The sequence below is a fragment of the Pseudomonas sp. FW507-12TSA genome (genome assembly GCF_058781435.1).
The window spans coordinates 37,455-59,565 of the sequence record NZ_JBYSWT010000040.1 but is presented as its reverse complement, the minus strand read 5'-3'; the positions used below and the strand labels follow the sequence as shown (position 1 = coordinate 59,565).

At 63.5% G+C, this 22,111-nt stretch carries 17 protein-coding genes; 6 read left to right on the top strand and 11 right to left on the bottom strand.

Annotation, left to right across the window (positions count from 1 at the left end):
* Nucleotides 1–21 precede the first annotated feature (21 nt).
* Entirely contained in the window at nt 22–333 is a 312-nt protein-coding gene (locus AC3WK8_RS28685) for a YqfO family protein (RefSeq protein ID WP_022642476.1), read from the bottom strand.
* 4 nt (nt 334–337) lie between these two features.
* Nucleotides 338–4,234 (bottom strand): phosphoribosylformylglycinamidine synthase, encoded by a 3,897-nt coding sequence (purL, locus tag AC3WK8_RS28680; protein ID WP_103326444.1) that lies wholly within the window; start codon nt 4,232–4,234, stop codon nt 338–340.
* A gap of 286 nt (nt 4,235–4,520) precedes the next feature.
* Here purL and mltF point away from each other — a divergent pair, with 286 nt between their 5' ends.
* Nucleotides 4,521–5,981, top strand: a complete 1,461-nt coding sequence (mltF, locus tag AC3WK8_RS28675; RefSeq protein ID WP_103326445.1) for a membrane-bound lytic murein transglycosylase MltF — start codon at nt 4,521–4,523, stop codon at nt 5,979–5,981.
* Nucleotides 5,982–6,064: 83 nt separating this feature from the next.
* Here the strand turns inward: mltF and pdxJ are convergent, their stop codons facing one another.
* The 8 genes from pdxJ to lptF form a co-directional block, all read right to left on the bottom strand.
* The gene (gene pdxJ, locus AC3WK8_RS28670) at nt 6,065–6,808 is read right to left on the bottom strand and encodes a pyridoxine 5'-phosphate synthase (RefSeq protein ID WP_085596218.1); all 744 of its coding nucleotides are present in this window, start codon (nt 6,806–6,808) and stop codon (nt 6,065–6,067) included.
* Nucleotides 6,809–6,916: 108 nt separating this feature from the next.
* Nucleotides 6,917–7,606 carry a DNA repair protein RecO gene (gene recO, locus AC3WK8_RS28665; protein WP_103326446.1) on the bottom strand — a complete coding sequence of 230 codons (690 nt, stop codon included), beginning with the start codon at nt 7,604–7,606 and terminating at the stop codon, nt 6,917–6,919.
* A 110-nt stretch (nt 7,607–7,716) separates the two neighbouring features.
* Nucleotides 7,717–8,619, bottom strand: a complete 903-nt coding sequence (era, locus tag AC3WK8_RS28660; RefSeq protein WP_022642471.1) for a GTPase Era — start codon at nt 8,617–8,619, stop codon at nt 7,717–7,719.
* Nucleotides 8,612–9,301 carry a ribonuclease III gene (gene rnc, locus AC3WK8_RS28655; protein ID WP_031320944.1) on the bottom strand — a complete coding sequence of 230 codons (690 nt, stop codon included), beginning with the start codon at nt 9,299–9,301 and terminating at the stop codon, nt 8,612–8,614. The genes era and rnc overlap by 8 nt, the downstream gene beginning before the upstream one ends.
* Before the next feature lie 205 nt (nt 9,302–9,506).
* Complete coding sequence (gene lepB / locus AC3WK8_RS28650; protein WP_016967828.1) at nt 9,507–10,361, bottom strand: signal peptidase I; 855 nt, start codon at nt 10,359–10,361, stop codon at nt 9,507–9,509.
* 5 nt (nt 10,362–10,366) lie between these two features.
* Complete coding sequence (gene lepA / locus AC3WK8_RS28645; RefSeq protein WP_053134309.1) at nt 10,367–12,166, bottom strand: translation elongation factor 4; 1,800 nt, start codon at nt 12,164–12,166, stop codon at nt 10,367–10,369.
* A gap of 166 nt (nt 12,167–12,332) precedes the next feature.
* Nucleotides 12,333–13,394, bottom strand: coding sequence for an LPS export ABC transporter permease LptG (gene lptG / locus AC3WK8_RS28640; RefSeq protein WP_085596220.1), 1,062 nt, complete (start codon nt 13,392–13,394; stop codon nt 12,333–12,335).
* On the bottom strand, nt 13,387–14,505 hold the full coding sequence (gene lptF / locus AC3WK8_RS28635; RefSeq protein ID WP_085596221.1) for an LPS export ABC transporter permease LptF: 1,119 nt from the start codon (nt 14,503–14,505) through the stop codon (nt 13,387–13,389). The genes lptG and lptF overlap by 8 nt, the downstream gene beginning before the upstream one ends.
* A 306-nt stretch (nt 14,506–14,811) precedes the next feature.
* Here lptF and AC3WK8_RS28630 point away from each other — a divergent pair, with 306 nt between their 5' ends.
* The 5 genes from AC3WK8_RS28630 (at nt 14,812) to rlmF (ending at nt 21,402) form a co-directional block, all read left to right on the top strand.
* Nucleotides 14,812–16,302: a leucyl aminopeptidase gene (locus AC3WK8_RS28630; protein ID WP_103326447.1), complete on the top strand. Its 1,491-nt coding sequence runs from the start codon at nt 14,812–14,814 to the stop codon at nt 16,300–16,302.
* 59 nt (nt 16,303–16,361) lie between these two features.
* Nucleotides 16,362–16,790: a DNA polymerase III subunit chi gene (locus tag AC3WK8_RS28625; RefSeq protein ID WP_103326448.1), complete on the top strand. Its 429-nt coding sequence runs from the start codon at nt 16,362–16,364 to the stop codon at nt 16,788–16,790.
* Between the two features lie 7 nt (nt 16,791–16,797).
* A complete protein-coding gene (locus tag AC3WK8_RS28620; protein WP_103326449.1) occupies nt 16,798–17,256 on the top strand; it encodes a DNA polymerase III subunit chi in 459 nt (152 codons plus the stop codon).
* Nucleotides 17,257–17,375: 119 nt separating this feature from the next.
* Nucleotides 17,376–20,222 carry a valine--tRNA ligase gene (locus tag AC3WK8_RS28615; RefSeq protein ID WP_103326450.1) on the top strand — a complete coding sequence of 949 codons (2,847 nt, stop codon included), beginning with the start codon at nt 17,376–17,378 and terminating at the stop codon, nt 20,220–20,222.
* Nucleotides 20,223–20,376: 154 nt separating this feature from the next.
* The gene (gene rlmF, locus AC3WK8_RS28610; protein ID WP_103326451.1) at nt 20,377–21,402 is read left to right on the top strand and encodes a 23S rRNA (adenine(1618)-N(6))-methyltransferase RlmF; all 1,026 of its coding nucleotides are present in this window, start codon (nt 20,377–20,379) and stop codon (nt 21,400–21,402) included.
* Nucleotides 21,403–21,495: 93 nt separating this feature from the next.
* On the opposite strand, the gene AC3WK8_RS28605 is transcribed toward rlmF, so the two are convergent.
* Nucleotides 21,496–21,777: an HU family DNA-binding protein gene (locus AC3WK8_RS28605; protein ID WP_022642462.1), complete on the bottom strand. Its 282-nt coding sequence runs from the start codon at nt 21,775–21,777 to the stop codon at nt 21,496–21,498.
* Between the last annotated feature and the right edge of the window lie 334 nt (nt 21,778–22,111).

The following is a 22,111-nucleotide window of genomic DNA, read 5'->3' as shown; positions in this document are numbered from 1 at the left end:
GCTTTTTGTCTGTGGATAACCTCAGAACTGCTCCAGACGCCACACCTCGTAGGCCGGAGTCTCGTAGGGATGGCTCTGCTTGAGGGCCATCACCACGTCGCGGATCAGTTCATCGGCCACCACCAGCTCGACCTTCCACTCCTCCACCCGCTCCACCAGGCCGGTCTGCCCGAGGAACGGCTGGCTGCCGTCCAAGGGGCGGAACTGGCCCTGGCCGAGCACCTGCCAGGCGCACTGGTCGTAGGTGCCGATGCGTCCGCCACCTGCGGCGAACACGGCACTCTTGACCTGCTCCACATGGCTGGGAGGCACGAAGAAGCTGAGCTTGTACATCGCCTCAGTTCACCCAGACGCGAGCATTGCGGAACATGCGCATCCAGCCCGCATCTTCGTTCCAGTCATCAGGACGCCAGGAGTTCTGCACGGCACGGAACACCCGCTCAGGGTGCGGCATCATGATGGTGACGCGACCGTCGCGGCTGGTGAGGCCGGTGATCCCGCGTGGCGAACCGTTGGGGTTGGCCGGGTAGCGCTCGGTGACCTTGCCGTGGTTGTCGACGAAGCGCAGGGCCACGCAACCGGACAGGTCGGCTTCCAGCAGCGCTTCTTCGCTTTCGAACTCGGCATGGCCTTCGCCGTGGGCGATGGCGATCGGCATCCGCGAACCAGCCATGCCCTGCAGGAAGATCGAGTTCGACTCCTGCACCTGGACCATGGCCACGCGGCCTTCGAATTGCTCGGAACGGTTGCGCACGAAGTGCGGCCAGAACTCACTGCCCGGGACCAGCTCGTGCAGGTTGGACATCATCTGGCACCCGTTGCACACACCAAGGGTGAAGGTGTCGTTGCGCTCGAAGAAGCCCTGGAACGCATCGCGGGCGCGGCTGTTGAACAGTGCCGACTTGGCCCAGCCTTCGCCGGCGCCCAGTACGTCACCGTAGGAGAAGCCGCCGCAGGCGACCATGCCCTTGAACTCGTTGAGGTCGACGCGACCGGCGAGGATATCGCTCATGTGCACGTCGATGGCGTTGAAGCCGGCACGGTCGAACGCCGCGGCCATTTCCACCTGGCCGTTGACGCCCTGCTCGCGCAGCACTGCCACCTGGGGCCGTACGCCCTTCTTGATGTAAGGCGCGGCGATGTCCTGGTTGACGTCGAAGCTCAGCTTGACGCTCAGGCCCGGGTTGTCTTCCTCCAGGACCACATCGAACTCCTGCTCGGCGCAGTCGGCGTTGTCGCGCAGGCGCTGGATCTGGTAGCTGGTCTCGGCCCACTGGCGCTGCAGCAGGCGACGCTCGCCGGCGAACACGTTCTGGCCATTGAAGGTGATGTTGATGTGGCCGTTGTTGACCGGCTGGCCGATCACCGCCACGCAGTCGCCCAGGCCCGCGGCGCTGAACTGTGCGAGCACGCTAGGAGTGGCGTCCTGGCGAACCTGGATCAACGCACCCAGTTCCTCGTTGAACAGGATGGCCGGGATATCGGCCGCGCTGGCAGCCAGGGCATCCAGGTTCAGGTTCAGGCCGCAGTGGCCGGCGAAGGCCATTTCCACTGCGCTGGTCAGCAGGCCGCCGTCGGAACGGTCGTGGTAGGCCAGCAGGTGGCCGTCGGCATTGAGGCCCTGGATCACCGCGAAGAAGGCCTTCAGGTCTTCGGCGTCATCGACGTCCGGAGCCTGCTTGCCGATCTTGCCGTGGGTCTGGGCGAGGATCGAGGCGCCCATGCGGTTCTGGCCACGGCCCAGGTCGATCAGGACCAGGTCGGTGGTGCCCTTGTCCATGCGCAGTTGCGGGGTCAGGGTCTGGCGGATGTCGGTGACCGGGGCGAAGCCGGTGACGATCAGCGACAGCGGCGCGGTGACGCTCTTGTCCACGCCCTCTTCGCTCCAGCGGGTGGCCATGGACATGGAGTCCTTGCCCACCGGGATGGTGATGCCCAGCTCCGGGCACAGCTCCATGCCGACAGCCTTGACGGTGTCGTACAGGCGCGCGTCTTCGCCCGGGTGGCCGGCAGCGGACATCCAGTTGGCGGAGAGCTTGATGTCGCTGATCTTGCCGATGCGCGAGGCCGCGAGGTTGGTCAGGGTCTCGCCGATGGCCATGCGCCCGGACGCCGGGGCATCCAGCAGGGCCAGCGGAGTACGCTCGCCCATGGCCATGGCTTCGCCGGTGTAGACATCGAAGCTGGTGGCGGTGACCGCCACGTCGGCTACCGGCACCTGCCACGGGCCGACCATCTGGTCGCGGGCCACGAGGCCGGTGATGGTGCGGTCGCCGATGGTGATCAGGAAGCTCTTGCTGGCCACGGCCGGGTGGTGCAGGACACGCTCGATGCTCTCGGCGACGTCCAGGGTGCTCGGATCGAAATCATCGCCCAGCTCGGCTTCGCGAACCGCTGAACGGTGCATGCGCGGGGCCTTGCCCAGCAGCACTTCCAGGGGCATATCCACCGGGCTGTTGCCGAAGTGACTATCCGTGACCGTAAGCTGCGGCTCGGCGGTGGCTTCGCCGACCACCGCGAACGGGCAGCGCTCGCGCTCGCAGATGGCCTTGAAGCGCTCGAAGTCCTCGGCGCCCACCGCCAGGACATAACGTTCCTGGGATTCGTTGGACCAGATCTCGTGCGGGGCCATGCCCGGCTCGTCGTTGGGAATGTTGCGCAGCTCGAAGCGACCGCCGCGGCCGCCGTCGTTGACCAGCTCGGGGAAGGCGTTGGACAGGCCGCCCGCGCCGACGTCGTGGATGAAGCTGATGGGGTTCTTGTCCCCCAGCTGCCAGCAACGGTCGATGACCTCCTGGCAACGGCGTTCCATTTCCGGGTTCTCGCGCTGTACCGAGGCAAAATCCAGGTCCGCCGAGCTGGTGCCGGTAGCCATGGAGGAAGCGGCGCCGCCGCCCAGGCCGATGAGCATCGCCGGGCCACCTAGGACGATCAGCTTGGAGCCGACGGTGATCTCGCCCTTCTGCACGTGTTCGTCGCGGATGTTGCCCATGCCGCCAGCCAGCATGATCGGCTTGTGGTAGCCACGCACTTCTTCACCACGGGGGGTGGTGATGGACTGTTCGAATGTCCGGAAGTAGCCGGTCAGGGCCGGACGGCCGAATTCGTTGTTGAACGCTGCGCCACCCAGCGGGCCTTCGATCATGATGTCCAGGGCGTCGACGATGCGCTCGGGCTTGCCGTACGGCACTTCCCAAGGCTGTTCGAAGCCGGGGATCTGCAGGTTGGAAACGGTGAAACCGGTGAGGCCGGCCTTGGGCTTGGCGCCACGACCGGTGGCACCCTCGTCGCGGATCTCGCCGCCCGAACCGGTGGAAGCGCCAGGGAACGGGGCGATGGCGGTCGGGTGGTTGTGGGTCTCGACCTTCATCAGGATATGCACCGGCTCCTGCACCGCGCCGTACTGGCGGGTCTCGGGATTCGGGAAGAAGCGCCCGGCGACGGAACCGACGATTACCGCGGCGTTGTCCTTGTAGGCCGAGAGCACACCTTCGTTGTGCATCTGGTAGGTGTTCTTGATCATGCCGAACAGGCTTTTTTCCTGGGCCTGGCCGTCGATGTCCCAACTGGCGTTGAAGATCTTGTGGCGGCAGTGCTCGGAGTTGGCCTGGGCGAACATCATCAGTTCGATGTCGTGGGGGTTGCGTGCCAGGCCCTGGAAGGCCGTCATCAGGTAGTCGATTTCATCTTCGGCCAGGGCCAGGCCCAGCTCGCTGTTGGCCTTTTCCAGGGCGGCGCGACCACCGCCGAGGATGTCCACTGCGGTCAACGGCTTGGGTTCGGCGTGGCTGAACAGGCCGCCTGCCTGCTCCAGGTTGGCCATCACCACCTGGGTCATGCGGTCGTGCAACGCATCGCCGATCAGCTGGGCATCGGCCTCGCTGAACTCGCCGGCCACATAGAAGGCAATACCCCGTTCCAGGCGCTGGACTTTCGCCAGGCCGCAGTTGCGGGCGATGTCGCTGGCCTTGCTCGACCAGGGCGAGATGGTGCCGAACCGCGGCAGGACCAGGAACAGTCGGCCGCTCGGCTCTTGTACCGGAACGCTTGGGCCGTACTTCAGAAGGCGCGCAAGCACCTGCTGTTCGTCGCCGGTCAGGACGCCGGTGACTTCGGCGAAGTGAGCGAATTCAGCATACAGGCCACTGACAGCCGGTACTTTCTGGCTCAGTTGCTCAAGGAGTTTGCTGTGGCGAAAGGCAGAAAGGGCAGGAGCGCCGCGCAGGATCAACATCTTCGGGACAGCCTCGGGAAGGGGTGTGCTTTGAGGCCGTGCATTCTAACGTAAACCGCCAGCATCGGCACTCGAAACGCTATCCACCCACGCCTCCGGGCGTCGGCCCGGTCATGGCGCCCTATAACAAAGGCTTATCGAGGTTATCGCCAAGGGTTATTTGAATCGTCACATTGGCCGCCGAAGGCCCAATCCCGTGGCCTCCAGCCCAGGCCGCCAATCGCTAGCAGACAAGCCCTTCGCTGTCGAGATATGGCGGCCGTTGTGCTTTGCGTATACTGCGCCAATGTTTTCCCCTATGGCTTTACGTCCGCGCTGCGCCAAGTGGCTCATCGTTACCGGACTCTTCCTGATGCTCGGTGCCTGCGTTGAAAAACCCAGCACCCTGGAGCGTGTAAAGGAGGATGGCGTGCTGCGGGTGATCACCCGGAACAGTCCCGCCACCTACTTCCAGGATCGCAATGGTGAAACCGGCTTCGAATACGAGCTGGTGAAACGCTTCGCCGACGATCTGGGGGTCGAGCTGAAGATCGAGACCGCCGACAACCTCGACGACCTGTTCGGTCAGCTGGGCCAACCCAAAGGCCCGGTGCTGGCCGCCGCCGGCCTGGTGGGCAGCGAGCAGCGCAAGCAGCAGGTGCGCTTCTCCCACCCGTACCTGGAGGTCACCCCGCAGATCATCTATCGCAACGGCCAATCCCGCCCCACCACCGCCCAGGACCTGGTGGGCAAGCACATCATGGTGCTCAAGGGCAGCAGCCATGCCGAACAACTGGCCGAACTCAAGCTCAAGTATCCCGCTATCGCCTACGAAGAATCGGACGCCGTGGAAGTGGTGGACCTGCTGCGCATGGTCGACGAGGGGCAGATCGACCTGACCCTGGTGGATTCCAACGAACTGGCGATGAACCAGGTGTATTTCCCCAACGTGCGGGTAGCCTTCGACCTCGGCGACGCCCGCAGCCAGAGCTGGGCAGTGGCCGCCGGCGACGACAACAGCCTGCTCAACGAGATCAACGCCTTCCTCGACAAAGTGGAGAAGAACGGCACCCTGCAACGCCTCAAGGACCGCTACTACGGCCATGTGGACGTGCTCGGTTATGTGGGCGCCTACACCTTCGCCCAGCACTTGCAGCAACGCCTGCCCAAGTACGAGAAGCACTTCAAGGCCTCGGCCAAGCAGCAAAAGCTCGACTGGCGCCTGCTGGCCGCCGTCGGCTACCAGGAATCCATGTGGCAGGCCGAGGTGACCTCCAAGACCGGCGTGCGCGGCCTGATGATGCTGACCCAGAACACCGCCCAGGCCATGGGCGTCTCCAACCGCCTGGACCCCAAGCAAAGCATCAGCGGCGGGACCAAGTACCTGGCCTACATCAGGGATCAGCTGGACGACAAGATCGAGGAGCCGGACCGCACCTGGTTCGCCCTTGCCGCCTACAACGTCGGCACCGGCCACCTGGATGACGCGCGCACCCTGGCCAAGCGCGAAGGCCTGAATCCGAACAAATGGCTGGACGTGAAGAAAATGCTGCCGCGCCTGTCGCAGAAGCAGTGGTACAGCAAGACCCGCTATGGCTATGCCCGGGGCGGCGAGCCGGTGCATTTTGTGGCCAACATCCGTCGCTACTACGACATCCTCACCTGGGTGACCCAGCCGCAGCTGGAGGGCGACCAGGTCGCCGAAGGCAACCTGCACGTCCCGGGCGTCAACAAGGCCAAGCCGGCCGAGGAAAACCCGCCGCTCTGAAGCCGCGAGCCTCGGAGCGGAGAAGCCAGGCTGCGGCGATCGCTTGATCACGCCAGGTCTTGAGACCTTGCCGCAGCGCCTGGTCAGCCCTTGGCCGCCGCCAGGATCAGCGCCTTCATTTCCGCGACAGCCCCCTTGAAACCGACGAACAGCGCATGGGCCACCAGGGCATGGCCGATGTTCAGCTCGTTGATCCCCTTGATTGCCGCCACGGCCTCGACGTTGTGGTAATGCAGGCCATGGCCGGCATTGACGATCAGGCCCTGGGCCAGGCCCACCGCCACGCCGTCGACGATGCGTTGCAGCTCTTGCGCCACTTCGGCCGGGGTCTGGGCATCGGCGTAGCGCCCGGTGTGCAGTTCGATGGCCGGCGCGCCGACCCGCTTGGCGGCCTCGATCTGGCGCTCGTCGGCGTCGATGAACAGCGAGACCTCGGAGCCGATTTTCGACAGGCGCTGCACTGCAGCCTTGATCCGCTCCTCTTGCCCCGCGACATCCAGGCCGCCCTCGGTGGTCAGCTCCTGGCGGGTTTCCGGGACCAGGCAGATATGCGCCGGACGGATGCGCTCGGCGAAGGCCATCATTTCCTCGGTGACGCCCATTTCGAAGTTCATGCGGGTCTGCAGCACGTCCTTGAGCAGCAGCACATCGCGCTCCTGGATATGCCGGCGATCTTCACGCAGGTGCACGGTAATGCCGTCGGCGCCCGCCTCTTCCGCATCCAGCGCAGCCTTGACCGGGTCGGGATAACGTGTGCCCCGGGCCTGGCGCAGGGTGGCAACATGGTCGATGTTCACGCCAAGAAGAATGCGATTGCTGGTGGTCACGAAAGCGCTCCTGAATAAATGAAGATTCGGCGCACAGCATACGGGCAGAACGGGGTTGGTTGCCATTTACCGATGCACCTTGGCATCGACCCGGCAAGCGCGGCGGACTCAAGGCTTGCGAAACAGCTCGCGACTGACCAGTGGCCGGCCACCCAGGTGAACAGCCAGGGCCTGGCGCATCAGGCGCTTGGCCGCCGACAAGGCGCCGGGCGCGCTCCAGTCGGCTTCGGCCATGGCCAGGAGCTCGGCGCCATTGAACAAGCCCGGCTGCAGCAGGAACACCTGCTCCAGGCCGGCGTCCACCTGCAGGCGATACAGGCCATCGGTGGCGATGGGAGCGCCATGGATATCCTGGTCAAGGGCGAAGCCGTAACCCAGGTCGTCCAGCAAGCGCCATTCGAAGGCTCGCAGCAAAGGCTCCAGGGGACGGCCGGCGGCCAGGGCCAGCAAGGTCGCGGCGTAGTGATCGAACACCGCCGGATGGGGATCTTCCGCCGGCAACAGGCGGATCAGCAGCTCGTTCAGGTAAAGCCCGCTGAACAGCGCCTCGCCATTGAGCCAGGCAGCGACGCCGGCGCTTTCCATGCGCCCGACATTCTTCAGCTCGCCCCTACCACGAAACTCAACTTCCAGGGGCACGAAGGGGCGCGCGAGCGTACCGGCCTTGCCCCGAGCATTGCGCAACACCGCCCGCAAGCGCCCCTGGGGCGTGAGGAAGTCCACCAGGGCGCTGCTCTCGCGATAGGCACGGCTATGCAGGACATAGGCGAGTTGGCCGACAGGGGCGTTGCTGGACATGGTTGCGAGGAGTCTCAGGAAATAGAGAGGGAACCGGGTCCGAAAGGAGTATCGAAACTGTTCGTTGGCGAGTCGACTCCTGCCCGGAGCCGACTCGCCGGCACGAGGCTTTAAAGGTCGCCGTAGCCCAGCGAGCGCAGGGCGCGCTCGTCGTCGGACCAGCCGCCCTTGACCTTGACCCAGAGGTTGAGCATGACCTTGGAGTCGAACAGCAGCTCCATGTCCTTGCGCGCTTCCATGCCGATGCGCTTGATCCGCTCACCCTTGTCGCCAATGATGATTTTCTTCTGGCCGTCACGCTCGACGAGGATCAGGGCATGGATGTGCAGGGTCTTGCCCTGCTGCTTGAACTCTTCGATTTCCACGGTGATCTGGTACGGCAGCTCGGCGCCCAACTGGCGCATGATCTTCTCGCGTACCAGTTCGGCGGCAAGGAAACGGCTGCTGCGATCGGTGATCTGGTCTTCCGGGAAGAAGTGCTCGTTCTCCGGCAAGTGCTTGGCGATCAAGCCTTCCAGGGCATCCAGGTTATGCCCCTGCTGGGCCGATACCGGGACGATCTCGGCATTGGGCAACTGCTCCTGCAACCAGGTCAGGTGCGGCATCAGCTCGGCCTTGTCCTCGATGCGATCGGTCTTGTTGATCGCCAGGATCACCGGGCCCTGCACGAACTGGACGCGTTCCAGGACCAGTTGGTCCTCGTCGGTCCACTTGGTGCGGTCGACCACGAAGATCACCACGTCCACGTCTTTCAAGGCTGCCGAGGCAGTCTTGTTCATGTAGCGGTTCAGCGCCTTCTCGTTGCTCTTGTGCATGCCGGGGGTGTCGACGTAGATCGCCTGCACGTCGCCCTCGGTCTTGATCCCGAGCATGTTGTGGCGGGTGGTCTGCGGCTTGCGCGAGGTGATCGCCAGCTTCTGGCCGAGGATGTGGTTGAGCAGCGTCGACTTGCCCACGTTGGGGCGGCCGACGATGGCGACATAGCCACAGCGTGTTGCAGTTGAATCAGTCATGGCCATTCTCCACGCCCAGGGCAATCAGTGCTGCGGCGGCCGCTACCTGTTCGGCAATGCGACGGCTCACGCCCTGGCCCCGGCTTTTTTCATTCAAGAGGGTGACTTCGCATTCCACGAAGAAGGTCCGGCAATGGGGTTCGCCCTGGATATCCACCACTTCGTAGCGTGGCAGTTCACAGGCCCGGGACTGGAGGAACTCCTGCAGCCTTGTCTTGGGATCCTTGTTGGTGTCCACCAGGGTCAGGCTGTCGAATTCCGAGGCCAGCCAGGACAGCACGCGGTCACGGGCGGTCTCCATGCCGGCGTCCAGGTAGATCGCGCCGATCAGGGCTTCCAGGGCGTCGGCGAGGATCGACTCGCGACGGAAACCACCGCTCTTCAGTTCGCCGGAGCCCAAGCGCAGGTACTCACCCAGGTCGAAGCCGCGGGCCAGCACCGCCAGGGTCTCGCCCTTGACCAGGCGTGCGCGCAGGCGCGACAGCTGGCCTTCACGAGCCTGGGGAAAACGCTCGAACAGCGCCTCGCCAGCCACGAAGTTGAGGATCGCATCACCCAGGAACTCCAGGCGCTCGTTGTTGCGTCCGGCAAAGCTGCGGTGAGTGAGGGCCAGGAGCATCAGCTCCTGGTCCTTGAAGGAATAACCGAGCTGGCGCTCGAGACGACTCAAAGAAACGCTCACGATCTACCCACACTGGTTTCGTCACCGAAACTCGCCATCCTATGGGCCGCGCACGAGGTGCGGGTGGCAATTAACGCTGTGTTCAAATCCACATCCTGAATATCGTTGATTGCATGCCCCTGGCCACGCACCACCCGGGGGACGGGTGGTTTTATACAAGAGCCAGAAAAGCATTCGGCGCTGTATTCAACAGCGCCGTGGGTGATTACTTGATCAGGCCAACCCGCGAGAAATTCGGCAGGTGGCTGAGTTTCGGTTCGGGCCAGCTCATCCAGACTGCAAAGGCCTTGCCGACGATATTCTTGTCGGGAACCATGCCCAGCAGGTCCTTGGGAATGCTCGGGTCATCCCAGTAGCGACTGTCGTTGGAGTTGTCGCGGTTGTCGCCCATCATGAAGTAGTGCCCGGCGGGAACTACCCAACGACCGTCCGGGGTAGCCCGATAACGACTCATTTCCTTGCGGATCAGGTGCTCGGCGGCGCCGAGTTTTTCCTTGTACAGTTCCGCGCTGCCCAGGGTTCCTGGCTCGGCCCCTACCAGTTGCTCCGCCACCGGCTGGCCGTTGACGAACAGGTGCTTGTCGCTGGTGTAGCGCACCTCGTCGCCCGGCAGGCCGACCACACGCTTGATGTAGTTGACGTTCGGATCGCTCGGGTAGCGGAACACCATCACATCGCCGCGCTGCGGGTCACCGACCTCGATGACCTTCTTGTCGATCACCGGCAGGCGAATGCCGTAGGAGAACTTGTTCACCAGGATGAAGTCGCCCACATCCAGGGTCGGCTTCATCGAGCCCGATGGAATCTGGAACGGTTCCACCAGGAACGAACGCAGCACCAGGACGATGAACAGCACCGGGAAGAACGACTTGCCGTATTCAACCAGCAGCGGTTCCTTGTTCAGCTTCTCGACCACCAGGCCATCCGGCTGGCTGACGCTGCCCTGATAGTTGGCGATGGCAGCGCGGCGACGCGGAGCCAGGAACACCAGGTCGAGCAACGCCAGGAAACCGCATACGAAGACAGCGATGACCAGCAACAGCGGGAAATTTAGTGACATAGGACCTAACTATCCAACCTGAGCACAGCAAGGAAGGCATCCTGTGGAATCTCCACGTTACCCACTTGCTTCATGCGTTTCTTACCGGCCTTCTGCTTTTCCAACAGCTTGCGCTTACGGCTTACGTCACCGCCGTAGCATTTGGCCAGTACGTTCTTTCTGAGGGCCTTGACGGTTGTCCGCGCGATGATCTGACCGCCGATGGCGGCCTGGATTGCCACGTCGAACATCTGCCGAGGAATCAGTTCTTTCATCTTCTCGGTCAACGCACGCCCTTTGTAGTGGGCATTGTCGCGGTGCACGATCAGGGCCAGGGCATCGACCCGGTCACCGTTGATCAGCACGTCCAGCTTCACCAGATTAGCCGACTGGTAGCGGTCGAAGTGGTAATCCAGCGAGGCGTAGCCACGGCTGGTGGATTTCAAGCGGTCGAAGAAGTCCAGTACCACCTCGTTCATCGGCAGGTCGTAGGTCACCTGGACCTGCGAACCGAGGAACAGCATGTCGCGCTGTACGCCGCGCTTTTCGATGCACAGGGTTATGACGTTGCCCAGGTGTTCCTGGGGCACAAGGATATTGGCCCGCACGATCGGCTCGCGCATGTCCTCGATGGAGGACAGGTCCGGAAGCTTGGACGGGTTATCGACGTAGATGGTTTCACCGGTCTTGAGCAGCAGCTCGAAGATTACCGTCGGCGCGGTGGTGATCAGGTCCAGGTCGTATTCGCGCTCCAGGCGCTCCTGGATGATCTCCATGTGCAGCATGCCGAGGAACCCGCAACGGAAGCCGAAGCCCAGGGCGTCGGAGCTTTCCGGGGTGTACTGCAGCGAGGAGTCGTTCAGGGTGAGCTTCTGCAGGGCTTCACGGAAGTCCTCGAAATCGTCGGAGCTGACCGGGAACAGGCCGGCATAGACCTGCGGCTGGATACGCTTGAAGCCTGGCAGCACTTCCACGTCGGGCGTGGAGCTCAGGGTCAGGGTATCGCCCACCGGCGCACCATGGATGTCCTTGATGCCGGCGATGATGAAACCCACTTCACCGGCCTTGAGGTCCGCGGTAGCGGTGTGTTTCGGGTTGAAGACACCGACGCTGTCCACCAGGTGGATCTTGCCGGTGGACTTGACCAGGATCTTGTCGCCCTTCTTCACCCGGCCATGGCGCACGCGCACCAGGGACACGACGCCCAGGTAGTTGTCGAACCAGGAGTCGATGATCAGCGCTTGCAGCGGGTCTTCGATATTGCCGGTCGGTGCCGGGATGGTGGTCACCAGGCGCTCGAGCACTTCGTCCACGCCCAGGCCGGTCTTGGCGCTGCAGGTCACGGCGTCGGCGGCATCGATGCCGATGATCTTCTCGATTTCTTCCTTGACCCGCTCCGGCTCGGCCTGGGGCAGATCGATCTTGTTCAGAACCGGCATGACCTCCAGGCCCTGCTCGATGGCGGTGTAGCAGTTGGCGACCGACTGGGCCTCGACGCCCTGGCCGGCATCCACCACCAGCAGCGCGCCTTCGCAGGCCGCCAGGGAACGGCTGACTTCATAGGTGAAGTCCACGTGGCCCGGGGTGTCGATGAAGTTCAGCTGGTAGGTCACGCCATCGCGTGCCTTGTAGTAGAGGGTGACGCTGTGGGCCTTGATGGTGATCCCGCGCTCACGCTCGAGGTCCATGGAGTCCAGGACCTGGGCTTCCATTTCGCGATCGGCCAGGCCGCCGCACATCTGGATGAAGCGATCGGCCAGGGTCGACTTGCCATGGTCAATGTGGGCGATGATGGAGAAATTGCGGATATGACTCAAATCACTCACGGATGAACACTCAAAAAGGCTGCAGGCAGGGCCCGCCGAAAAATAGCCGGGAATTGTACCTGATACTCGACACAAGCGTCACGCTCACCGGTCAGCGTCCGGCAAATGCAAAAACGCCCCGGCTTGCAGGCCGGGGCGTCGCACCAAAACGAGGCAAAAAGCCGCGTCAACCGGCCCGGCGCAGCATCCAGAACCCGGCGACCGCGCAGATCCCGGCCGGAACCAGCACCGCGAACAGCGGCGAGAACCCGAACACCAGGCTCGAAGGCCCCAGCAGGTCCTGGGCGATGCGGAACACGAAGCCCACCAGCACGCCGGTGAACACGCGCTGCCCCAGGGTCACCGAGCGCAGCGGACCGAAGATGAAGGAAATCGCCATCAGCACCAGGGCTGCAGTCACCAGCGGCTGCAGGATCTTGACCCAGAACGCCAGCCAGTAGCGACCATTGTTCAGCCCCTGGTCAGCCAGGTAGTGGATGTAGCCCCACAGGCCGCTGATGGACAGGGATTCCGGCGCCATCACCACGGTACTCAGCAGCTGCGGGCTCAAGGCCACATCCCAGCGCTCCTCGGGAACATTGATGACCTCGGTATGCCCCTCACGGAAATAGGTGGTGGTGACCTCGGTCAGCTGCCAGTAGTTCTCGTGGAAACGGGCCTGGCGAGCGAAGCTCGAGGACAGCATGTGGCGCTGATCGTCGAAATGATAGCGAGTCACCCCATACAACAGGCCGTTGGGTTGCACAGCGTTGATATGGATGAACTCGTCGCCCTGGCGGTGCCACAGGCCATGCTTGGAGCTCTGGGCATCCCCGGAACCCTGGGCCAGGGCACGAGCGGCCTGGGCCTGGGTTTCGGTGGCAGGCGCCACGTACTCGCCCACCAGCAGGCCAGCCAGCATCAGTAGCAGCATCGGCTTCATCACCGCCCAGACGATCCGACCGACGGATACGCCCGCGGCACGCATGATGGTCAGCTCACTGTTGCTGGCCAGGGCGCCGAGACCGATCAGGCAGCCGATCAGCGCGGCCATCGGCAGCATTTCATAGACCCGGCGCGGGGCGGTGAGCACCACGTAGCTCATCACGTCCATCACGGTGTAGGTATCGCTGATGCTGCCCGTCTCATCGATGAAGGCGAACAGCGAGGCCAGCCCGAGGATGATCCCCAGGACCGCGAGAATCGCCATGAACACACTGCTACCGATGTAGCGATCGAGCTTAACCACGAGCCATCTCCTTCATGCTGCGACGACTCGCCATTTTCAAACGCAACGGTTCCCAATACATCAGTCCCAGGCCGATCACCAGGAACAGTACATGAACCCACCACAAGCCCAGGGCCGGCGAGATCTTGCCTTTCTCCAGGGCGCCGCGCACGGAAATCAGGATGGTCAGGTACGCCATGTACAAGAGGATCGCCGGGATCAGCTTGAGGAAGCGGCCCTGGCGCGGGTTGACCCGGGACAGCGGCACCGCCATCAGGGTCACGATGAACACCAGCAGCGGCAGGGACAGGCGCCACTGCAGCTCGGCGCGGGCCCGCAGGTCGTCCTTGCCGATCAACTCGGAAGTCGGCATGGCGTCACGATCAGTGACCTCCTCGCTGATATCCGGGCGCTGCAGCAGTACGCCATAGGTGTCGTACTTGATCACCCGGTAGTTGGCCTCGCCCGGGTTGCCGTCATAGCGATAGCCGTTCTCCAGGATCAGGTAGCGGTTGCCGTCGGGCCGGATGTCCTGGTGCCCCTTCTCGGCCACCAGCACGGAAATGCCCTGGTCCTTCTTTTCCTGGTTCAGGCGCTTCTCGGAAATGAACACGCCGCCCAACTGGGTGCGGTCGTCCGACAACTGCTCGGTATAGGTCACCCGGCTACCGTCGTTGAGGGCCTGGAAACGCCCGGCCACCAGGGTGTCGAACTCGGTCAGGGCATCCTGCTTGTTCAGCAGCAACTGGAACTGGTTGGCCCCCTGCGGAGCCAGGCTCAGGCTCAACCAGGCCACCAGCAAGGCCACCAGGGCCGCCGGGATCATGGTCAGGCCCAGCAGGCGCTGCTGGCTCATGCCGGTAGCCGAGAGCACGGTCATCTCGCTTTCGAGATAGAGCCGGCCATAGGCCAGGAGAATGCCCAGGAACAATCCCAGGGGCAGGATCAGTTGCAGGAAACCCGGCAGGCGAAAGCCCATGATCAGGAACAGCGAGCCCGGATCCAGGGCGCCCGAGGCAGCCTGTGCGAGGAACTTGACGAAGCGCCCGCTCATGATGATGACCAGCAGCACCGCGCTCACGGCACTGAGGGTCAGCAGGACTTCGCGGGAAAGATAACGAAAGACGATCAAACCAGACACTCCAGGGTTGTCAGGCTAAGGCGGCCGAACAAGCAAACGATCGAGCCGGCCCCAGGATGCAGGGCCGCCGAAAAAGGATGGCGCATTATCCTGTGAATGCATGCGCCTGTCACGGCGGATGCTCACCCGACGCGGCAAAGCGGCGAACTTGGGCCAAACGAGGGTTGTCAGCCGCAAGCGCCGAGGTTCAAACTGGCGGCTTTGTCGTCGGCAGCACGCGACGCCTTCTTCTATATGGCTAAGCCCCGCGCTGGAGTCTTTCCCGCGCGCTTTGACCATTCATTCAGGGACCCGGACATGGAACTGGTTGTAAAAAGCGTTAGCCCGGAAACGTTGAAGACCGCCACCCTGGTGGTCGCCGTCGGCGAAGGCCGCAAACTCGGCAACGTCGCCAAGCAACTCGACGAACTCAGCGGCGGCGCCATCAGCGCCGTACTCAAGCGCGGCGACCTGGCCGGCAAGATCGGCCAGAGCCTGCTGCTGCACGGCATGGCCAAGCTCAAGGCCGAGCGCCTGCTGCTGGTGGGCATCGGCAAGGATGACGAACTGGGCGACCGTCCATTCCGCAAGATCATCAGCGGCGTGCTGAGCACCCTCAAGGGCCTGGGTGGCGCCGATGCGGTGCTGGCCCTGGACGAGGTGGCGGTCAAGGGCCGCGACAGCTACGGCAAGACCCGCCTGCTGGCCGAGACCCTGCTGGACGGCGGCTACGTCTTCGATCGCTACAAGAGCCAGAAGGCCGAAGCCCGTCCACTGAAGAAGATCACCCTGCTGACCATCAAGGCCGCCCAGGCTGAAGTGGAACGCGCTGCGACCCACGCCCAGGCCATCGCCAGTGGCATGGCATTCACCCGCGACCTGGGCAACCTGCCGCCGAACATCTGCCACCCAAGCTTCCTCGGCGAACAAGCCAAGGCCCTGGGCAAGGAGTTCAAGGGGCTGAAGGTCGAGGTCCTTGACGAGAAGAAGATCAAGGAACTGGGCATGGGCTCGTTCTATGCCGTGGGCCAGGGCAGCGAGCAGCCGCCACGGCTGATCGTCATGCAGTACAACGGCGGCAAGAAGTCCGACAAGCCGTTCGCCCTGGTGGGCAAGGGCATCACTTTCGATACCGGCGGCATCAGCCTCAAGCCGGGTGCCGGCATGGACGAGATGAAGTACGACATGGGCGGCGCCGCCAGCGTCTTCGGCACCCTGCGTGCAGTGCTCGAACTCAAGCTGCCGATCAACCTGGTGTGCATCCTGGCCTGCGCCGAGAACATGCCTAGCGGCGGCGCCTCGCGTCCTGGCGACATCGTCACTACCATGAGCGGCCAGACCGTGGAGATCCTCAACACCGACGCCGAAGGCCGCCTGGTGCTGTGCGATGCCCTGACCTACGCCGAACGCTTCAAGCCCCAGGCGGTGATCGACATCGCCACCCTGACCGGTGCTTGCGTGGTGGCCCTGGGCGCCCACACCTCGGGCCTGCTGGGCAACAACGACGAACTGATCGGCCAACTGCTCAGCGCCGGCCAGCAAGCCGACGACCGTGCCTGGCAACTGCCGCTGTTCGACGAGTACCAGGAGCAACTGGACAGCCCGTTCGCCGACATCGCCAACATCGGCGGTCCGAAGGCCGGCACCATCACCGCGGCCTGCTTCCTGTCGCGCTTCACCAAGAACATGAACTGGGCCCACCTGGACATCGCCGGTACCGCCTGGACCAGCGGCGGCAAGGACAAAGGCGCCACCGGTCGCCCGGTGCCCCTGCTGACCCAATACCTGCTGGACCGCGCCAAGGCCTGAAAACCATGACCGTGGGGGGCCAGACATGAGCGCCGCGCCCCCTCGGCTCAGGAACCCCGATGACCAAAGTCGACTTCTATATTCTCCCCAGCGCGGACCCGGCGGCCCGCCTGGACTTCGCCTGCAAGCTCACCGACAAGGCCTGGCGCATGGGCCACCGCATCTACCTGCATTGCAGCGATGCTGCCCAGCGCGACGAACTCGATGCCCGGCTATGGAGCTTCAAGGGCGAGACCTTCGTCCCCCACGGCCCCGCGGAGAGCGAGCCCGAAGGCCAGATCGTCCTGGGCCTGGGCCAGGAGCCCGGCGAGCATGCCGACCTGCTGGTGAACCTGGACCTCAAGGTCCCGCCCTTCGCCCCGCGTTTTGCCCGGATAGCCGAGGTAGTGGTGGAAGAACCCACTATTCGTCAGGCCGCCCGCGAGAGTTTCCGTTTCTATCGCGAACAGGGCTATTCTCTGCAAGATCACCGCTTACAACGACTCTGAGCATCCGATGGACACTCCCAACCCACGCCCCAAGTCCGCACACCTGCTGGACGACCTCGAGTCGATCAGACAACTGCTCGGTGACGAGAACCTGCAACCGCCGCTGCTGACCGAAACCGTCACCGGCGAAGGCCAGATCCCACTGCTGTTCGATATGGTGGGCAACCAGCAGCCCGCAGCGACGCCAGTGGAACCCGCAGCACCAACCAAGCCCCAGGTACAGGCCGCCAGCTCCGAACCGGCTCCAGCCCCGGCCCCAAAACCGACCGCCAGCGCCAAGCCAGCCCCCGCCGACAGCAATGCCGATGCCCTGCTGCACCTGGACAGCGAACTGCGCGCTGCCGCCCAGCTGATCATGCAAGACGTGATCGACGACTTCGCCCCGCACATCGAGACCGAGATCAAGCGCCGCCTCGATGCCCGCCTGGAGCGCCTGCTCGCGGCAGCCACCAGCGGCAAGCCGTAAGCCACGAATCAAAGCCGGGCCTGGCCATCTTGTCGCTTGCCGCTTGTGGCTTGCAGCTGCCCCCCTCCGCTATACTTCCCGGCTTTTCCTGAATAAATGCCAATAGGGTCCCGCCGCGCATGGATAAGACCTACCAGCCGCACGCCATTGAAACTTCCTGGTACCAGACCTGGGAGTCCGAGAACTACTTCGCCCCGCAAGGCGCGGGCGACTCCTACACCATCATGATCCCGCCGCCGAACGTCACCGGCAGCCTGCACATGGGCCACGGCTTCAACAACGCGATCATGGACGCCCTGATCCGTTTCCGCCGCATGCAGGGTCGCAATACCCTGTGGCAGCCCGGTACCGACCACGCCGGTATCGCCACCCAGATGCTGGTGGAGCGCCAGATCGAAGCCCAGGGCCAGAATCGCCACGACCTGGGCCGGGAGAAGTTCCTGGAGAAGGTCTGGGAATGGAAGGATCAATCCGGTGGCAACATCAGCCGCCAGATCCGCCGCCTGGGTTCTTCCGTGGACTGGAGCCGCGAGCGCTTCACCATGGACGACGGCCTCTCGGAAGCCGTGAAGGAAGCCTTCGTGCGCCTGCATGAAGACGGCCTGATCTACCGCGGCAAGCGCCTGGTCAACTGGGATACCAAGCTGCACACCGCGATCTCCGACCTCGAAGTGGAAAACCACGACGAGAAGGGTTTCCTGTGGAACCTGAAGTACCCGCTGGCCGACGGCGCCAAGACCGCTGAAGGCAACGACTACCTGATCGTCGCCACCACCCGCCCGGAAACCATGCTGGGCGACGCCGCCGTCGCGGTGAACCCGACCGACGAGCGCTACCAGGCCCTGATCGGCAAGTTCGTCGAGCTGCCGCTGGTTGGCCGGCGCATCCCGATCATCGCCGACGATTATTGCGACCCTGAATTCGGCACCGGTTGCGTGAAGATCACCCCGGCCCACGACTTCAACGACTACGAAGTCGGCAAGCGCCACAACCTGCCGCTGCTGAACATCTTCGACAAGAACGCCAGCGTCCTGCCGGCCTGCCAGGTATTCAACCTGGACGGCAGCCTGAACGACAGCATCGACGGCAAGATCCCGGCCGAATACGTGGGCCTGGACCGCTTCGAGGCGCGCAAGCAGATCGTCGCCGCCTTCGACGCCGCCGGCCTGCTGGTCAGCGTCGACGACCACGCCCTGAAAGTGCCGAAGGGCGACCGCTCCGGCACCGTCATCGAGCCCTGGCTGACCGACCAGTGGTACGTCTCCACCAAGCCGCTGGCAGAACCTGCCATCGCTGCCGTGGAAGATGGCCGCATCCAGTTCGTGCCCAAGCAGTACGAAAACATGTACTTCTCCTGGATGCGCGATATCCAGGACTGGTGCATCAGCCGCCAGCTGTGGTGGGGCCATCGCATCCCGGCCTGGTACGACGAGTCGGGCAAGGTCTACGTCGGCCGCAGCGAGGCCGAAGTACGGGCCAAGCACAACCTCGGCGCGGACATCGCCCTGCAGCAGGACAACGACGTCCTCGACACCTGGTTCAGTTCGGGCCTGTGGACCTTCTCCACCCTGGGCTGGCCGGAGCAGACCGAATTTCTCAAGACCTTCCACCCCACCGATGTGCTGGTGACCGGTTTCGACATCATTTTCTTCTGGGTCGCCCGGATGATCATGCTCACCATGCACCTGGTGAAGAACGAGGACGGTACACCGCAGGTTCCGTTCAAGACCGTCTACGTGCACGGCCTGGTCCGCGACGGCCAGGGCCAGAAGATGTCCAAGTCCAAGGGCAACGTCCTTGACCCGCTGGATATCATCGACGGCATCGACCTCGAGACCCTGGTGCAAAAACGCACCACCGGCCTGATGCAGCCCAAGCTGCAGAAAGCCATCGAGAAGCAGACCCGCGCCGAGTTCGCCGACGGCATCGCCAGCTACGGCACCGACGCCCTGCGCTTCACCTTCTGCTCCCTGGCCACCACCGGTCGCGACATCAAGTTCGACATGGGTCGCGTCGAGGGTTACCGCAACTTCTGCAACAAGATCTGGAACGCCGCGCGCTACGTGCTGGACAAAGGCGAAGACTGCGGCCAGAACGGCGAGGCTTACGAGCTGTCCCTGGCCGATCGCTGGATCATCTCGCAGCTGCAGCGCACCGAAGCCGAAGTCACTCGCCAACTCGACCAGTTCCGCTTCGACCTGGCCGCCCAGGCGCTGTACGAGTTCATCTGGAACCAGTACTGCGACTGGTACCTGGAACTGTCCAAGCCTGTACTGTGGGACGAGAACGCTCCGGTCGAGCGCCAGCGCGGCACCCGTCGGACCCTGGTGCGCGTGCTGGAAGTGGCCCTGCGCCTGGCCCATCCGTTCATGCCGTTCATCACCGAGGAAATCTGGCAGCGCCTGGCGCCGCTGGCAGGCAGCACTGGCAAGACCATCATGCTGCAACCATGGCCGGTGGCCGTCGAGGCACGCATCGACCAGGCGGCCGAGGACGACATCGAATGGCTCAAGGGCCTGATGCTCGGCACCCGTAACATCCGTGCCGAGATGAACATCGGCCCGGGCAAGCCCCTGGCACTGTTCCTGAAGAACGCCAGCGCCGAAGACCAGCGCCGCCTGGCCGAGAACGAGGCCCTGCTGAAGAAGCTGGCCAAGCTCGAGTCCATCACCGTGCTGGGCGCCGGCGACGAAGCACCGCTGTCGGCCACCGCCCTGGTCGGCGAGATGGAAGTGCTGGTGCCGATGGCCGGCCTGATCGACAAAGGTGCGGAACTGGCTCGCCTGGACAAGGAAATCCAGCGCCTGCAAGGCGAAGTGCAGCGTGTGGGCGGCAAGCTATCCAACGCCTCCTTCGTCGACAAGGCCCCTGCCGAGGTGATCGAGAAGGAACGCGCCAAGCTGGCCGAGGCCGAGCAGGCCCTGGGCAAGCTGGCCGAGCAGCACGCACGGATCTCCAGCCTGTAACGGCGATCAGCGCAAGACAAACAGGGAGGCCCACAGGGCCTCCCTTTTTTATGGCGCTTGTCCGGTCCTCTCTTGTCGCTCACCGCTTGAAACTTGCCGCTGCTGTTGTGGGACAATGCCCGCCAATTTGAGCCAGCCCCGAATTCATTCCGCCATGACCGCCCCCAACACCCCCAAGCCGCCGCGCAAGAAGCCCAAGCCCGCCACTGCAACCAAGGTCGCCGCCCCCCGGGAAAAAGCCAGCCTGCACCCGCGCAACCGCCACCAGGGGCGCTACGACTTCCCACAACTGATCAAGGGCACCCCGGAACTGGGCCAGTTCGTGATCCTCAACCCCTACGGCAAGGAAAGCATCGACTTCGCCGACCCCGCCGCCGTGCGCGTGTTCAACCGCGCCCTGCTCAAGGCCTTCTATGGCATCGCCCATTGGGACATTCCAGCGGACTTCCTTTGCCCGCCGGTGCCCGGCCGCGCCGACTACGTGCACTTTCTCGCCGACCTGCTGGCCAGCCACAACCAGGGCGAGATTCCCCGGGGCGCCGCCGTACGGGCGCTGGATATCGGCGTCGGCGCCAACTGCATCTATCCACTGATCGGCTACAGCGACTACCGCTGGCACTTCCTCGGCTCGGACATCGACAGCACCGCACTGGCGGCGGCCAAGACCATCGTCCAGGCCAATGGCTTGAGCAAGGCCATCAGCCTGCGCCAGCAAGGCAACCCGAAGCAGATCCTCGACGGCTTGCTCGACAGCAACGAGCGCTTCGACCTGACCCTGTGCAACCCGCCCTTCCACTCCTCCCTCGAAGAGGCCACCCGGGGCAGCCAGCGTAAATGGCGCGCCCTGGGCAAGGCCGACCCCAAGCGCAAGCTGCCCGTGCTGAACTTTGGCGGCCAGGCCCGGGAGCTGTGGTGCGAAGGTGGCGAGATCGGTTTCGTCAGCCAGCTGATCAGCGAAAGCGCCGCGCTCGGCCAGCAAGTGCTGTGGTTCAGCACCCTGGTGTCGAAGGCATCGAACCTGCCGGCGATCGACAGCGCACTGCACAAGGCCGGGGTCCTGGAAAGCCGGGTAGTGGAAATGTCCCAGGGGCAGAAACAGAGCCGCTTCGTGGCCTGGACCTTCAAGGACAAGGCACAGCAACAGGCCTGGAGTCAGGAGCGCTGGGCAGGGAAGAACTGAGTAGGCGGGGGATTCAGCGACGATTCACCTTGCGTGAACCGTTATCACCCAAACCGTGCCCGGAAGACTCTGAGCACGGTTTCACTGCAGGTATTACTTGTTGATAGCGTCGGTCAGGCCTTTGGCCACAACCAGCTTGATCACTTTCTTGGCAGCGATTTCGATGGCAGCGCCAGTCGATGGGTTACGGCCAGTACGGGCAGGACGCTCGGTCACTTTCAGTTTGCCGATGCCTGGCAGAGTGATTTCGCCGCCATTTTCCAATTGATCAGCAACGATCTGGGCCAGTTGATCCAGGGCGTTACGCGCGGTGGTTTTCGGCGCGTCGATAGCTTCAGCGATATCGGCGATCAGTTGGTCTTTAGTAATAGCCATTATGGTGTTCCTTCCCTATCAAATTCATTTGGATTGCAGAGTGCAGTGTCAGCCATCGAGCCAGATCTTGTGGATCTGGCACCCCGGTTACAACCACGACGGATCGGGGTTATAGATACCGAATTCTGGGTTTGGTTCGACCCGACAAATGCTGACTGCACGCTTAACGCAGAGACACCGCGTAAGACGGGGCAAAACTAGCACACAGACGGCGAAATATCCGCCTCTACCTAGCCATTTGGTCAGCTTTATTGCTCTAAATCGGTAAAAAACTGCATAAGCTGCACCTACGAGCCGTTCATCACCCGGCCAACCGCGCCAAAACCAGCGGGTG

Excerpts from the sequence above, each read along its gene's own strand:
- AC3WK8_RS28685 (WP_022642476.1), bottom strand. The coding sequence starts at position 333 with ATGTACAAGCTCAGCTTCTTCGTGCCTCCCAGCCATGTGGAGCAGGTC.
- purL (WP_103326444.1), bottom strand. The coding sequence starts at position 4,234 with ATGTTGATCCTGCGCGGCGCTCCTGCCCTTTCTGCCTTTCGCCACAGC.
- mltF (WP_103326445.1), top strand. The coding sequence starts at position 4,521 with ATGTTTTCCCCTATGGCTTTACGTCCGCGCTGCGCCAAGTGGCTCATC.
- recO (WP_103326446.1), bottom strand. The coding sequence starts at position 7,606 with ATGTCCAGCAACGCCCCTGTCGGCCAACTCGCCTATGTCCTGCATAGC.
- era (WP_022642471.1), bottom strand. The coding sequence starts at position 8,619 with ATGACTGATTCAACTGCAACACGCTGTGGCTATGTCGCCATCGTCGGC.
- lepB (WP_016967828.1), bottom strand. The coding sequence starts at position 10,361 with ATGTCACTAAATTTCCCGCTGTTGCTGGTCATCGCTGTCTTCGTATGC.
- AC3WK8_RS28630 (WP_103326447.1), top strand. The coding sequence starts at position 14,812 with ATGGAACTGGTTGTAAAAAGCGTTAGCCCGGAAACGTTGAAGACCGCC.
- AC3WK8_RS28625 (WP_103326448.1), top strand. The coding sequence starts at position 16,362 with ATGACCAAAGTCGACTTCTATATTCTCCCCAGCGCGGACCCGGCGGCC.
- AC3WK8_RS28620 (WP_103326449.1), top strand. The coding sequence starts at position 16,798 with ATGGACACTCCCAACCCACGCCCCAAGTCCGCACACCTGCTGGACGAC.
- AC3WK8_RS28615 (WP_103326450.1), top strand. The coding sequence starts at position 17,376 with ATGGATAAGACCTACCAGCCGCACGCCATTGAAACTTCCTGGTACCAG.
- rlmF (WP_103326451.1), top strand. The coding sequence starts at position 20,377 with ATGACCGCCCCCAACACCCCCAAGCCGCCGCGCAAGAAGCCCAAGCCC.
- AC3WK8_RS28605 (WP_022642462.1), bottom strand. The coding sequence starts at position 21,777 with ATGGCTATTACTAAAGACCAACTGATCGCCGATATCGCTGAAGCTATC.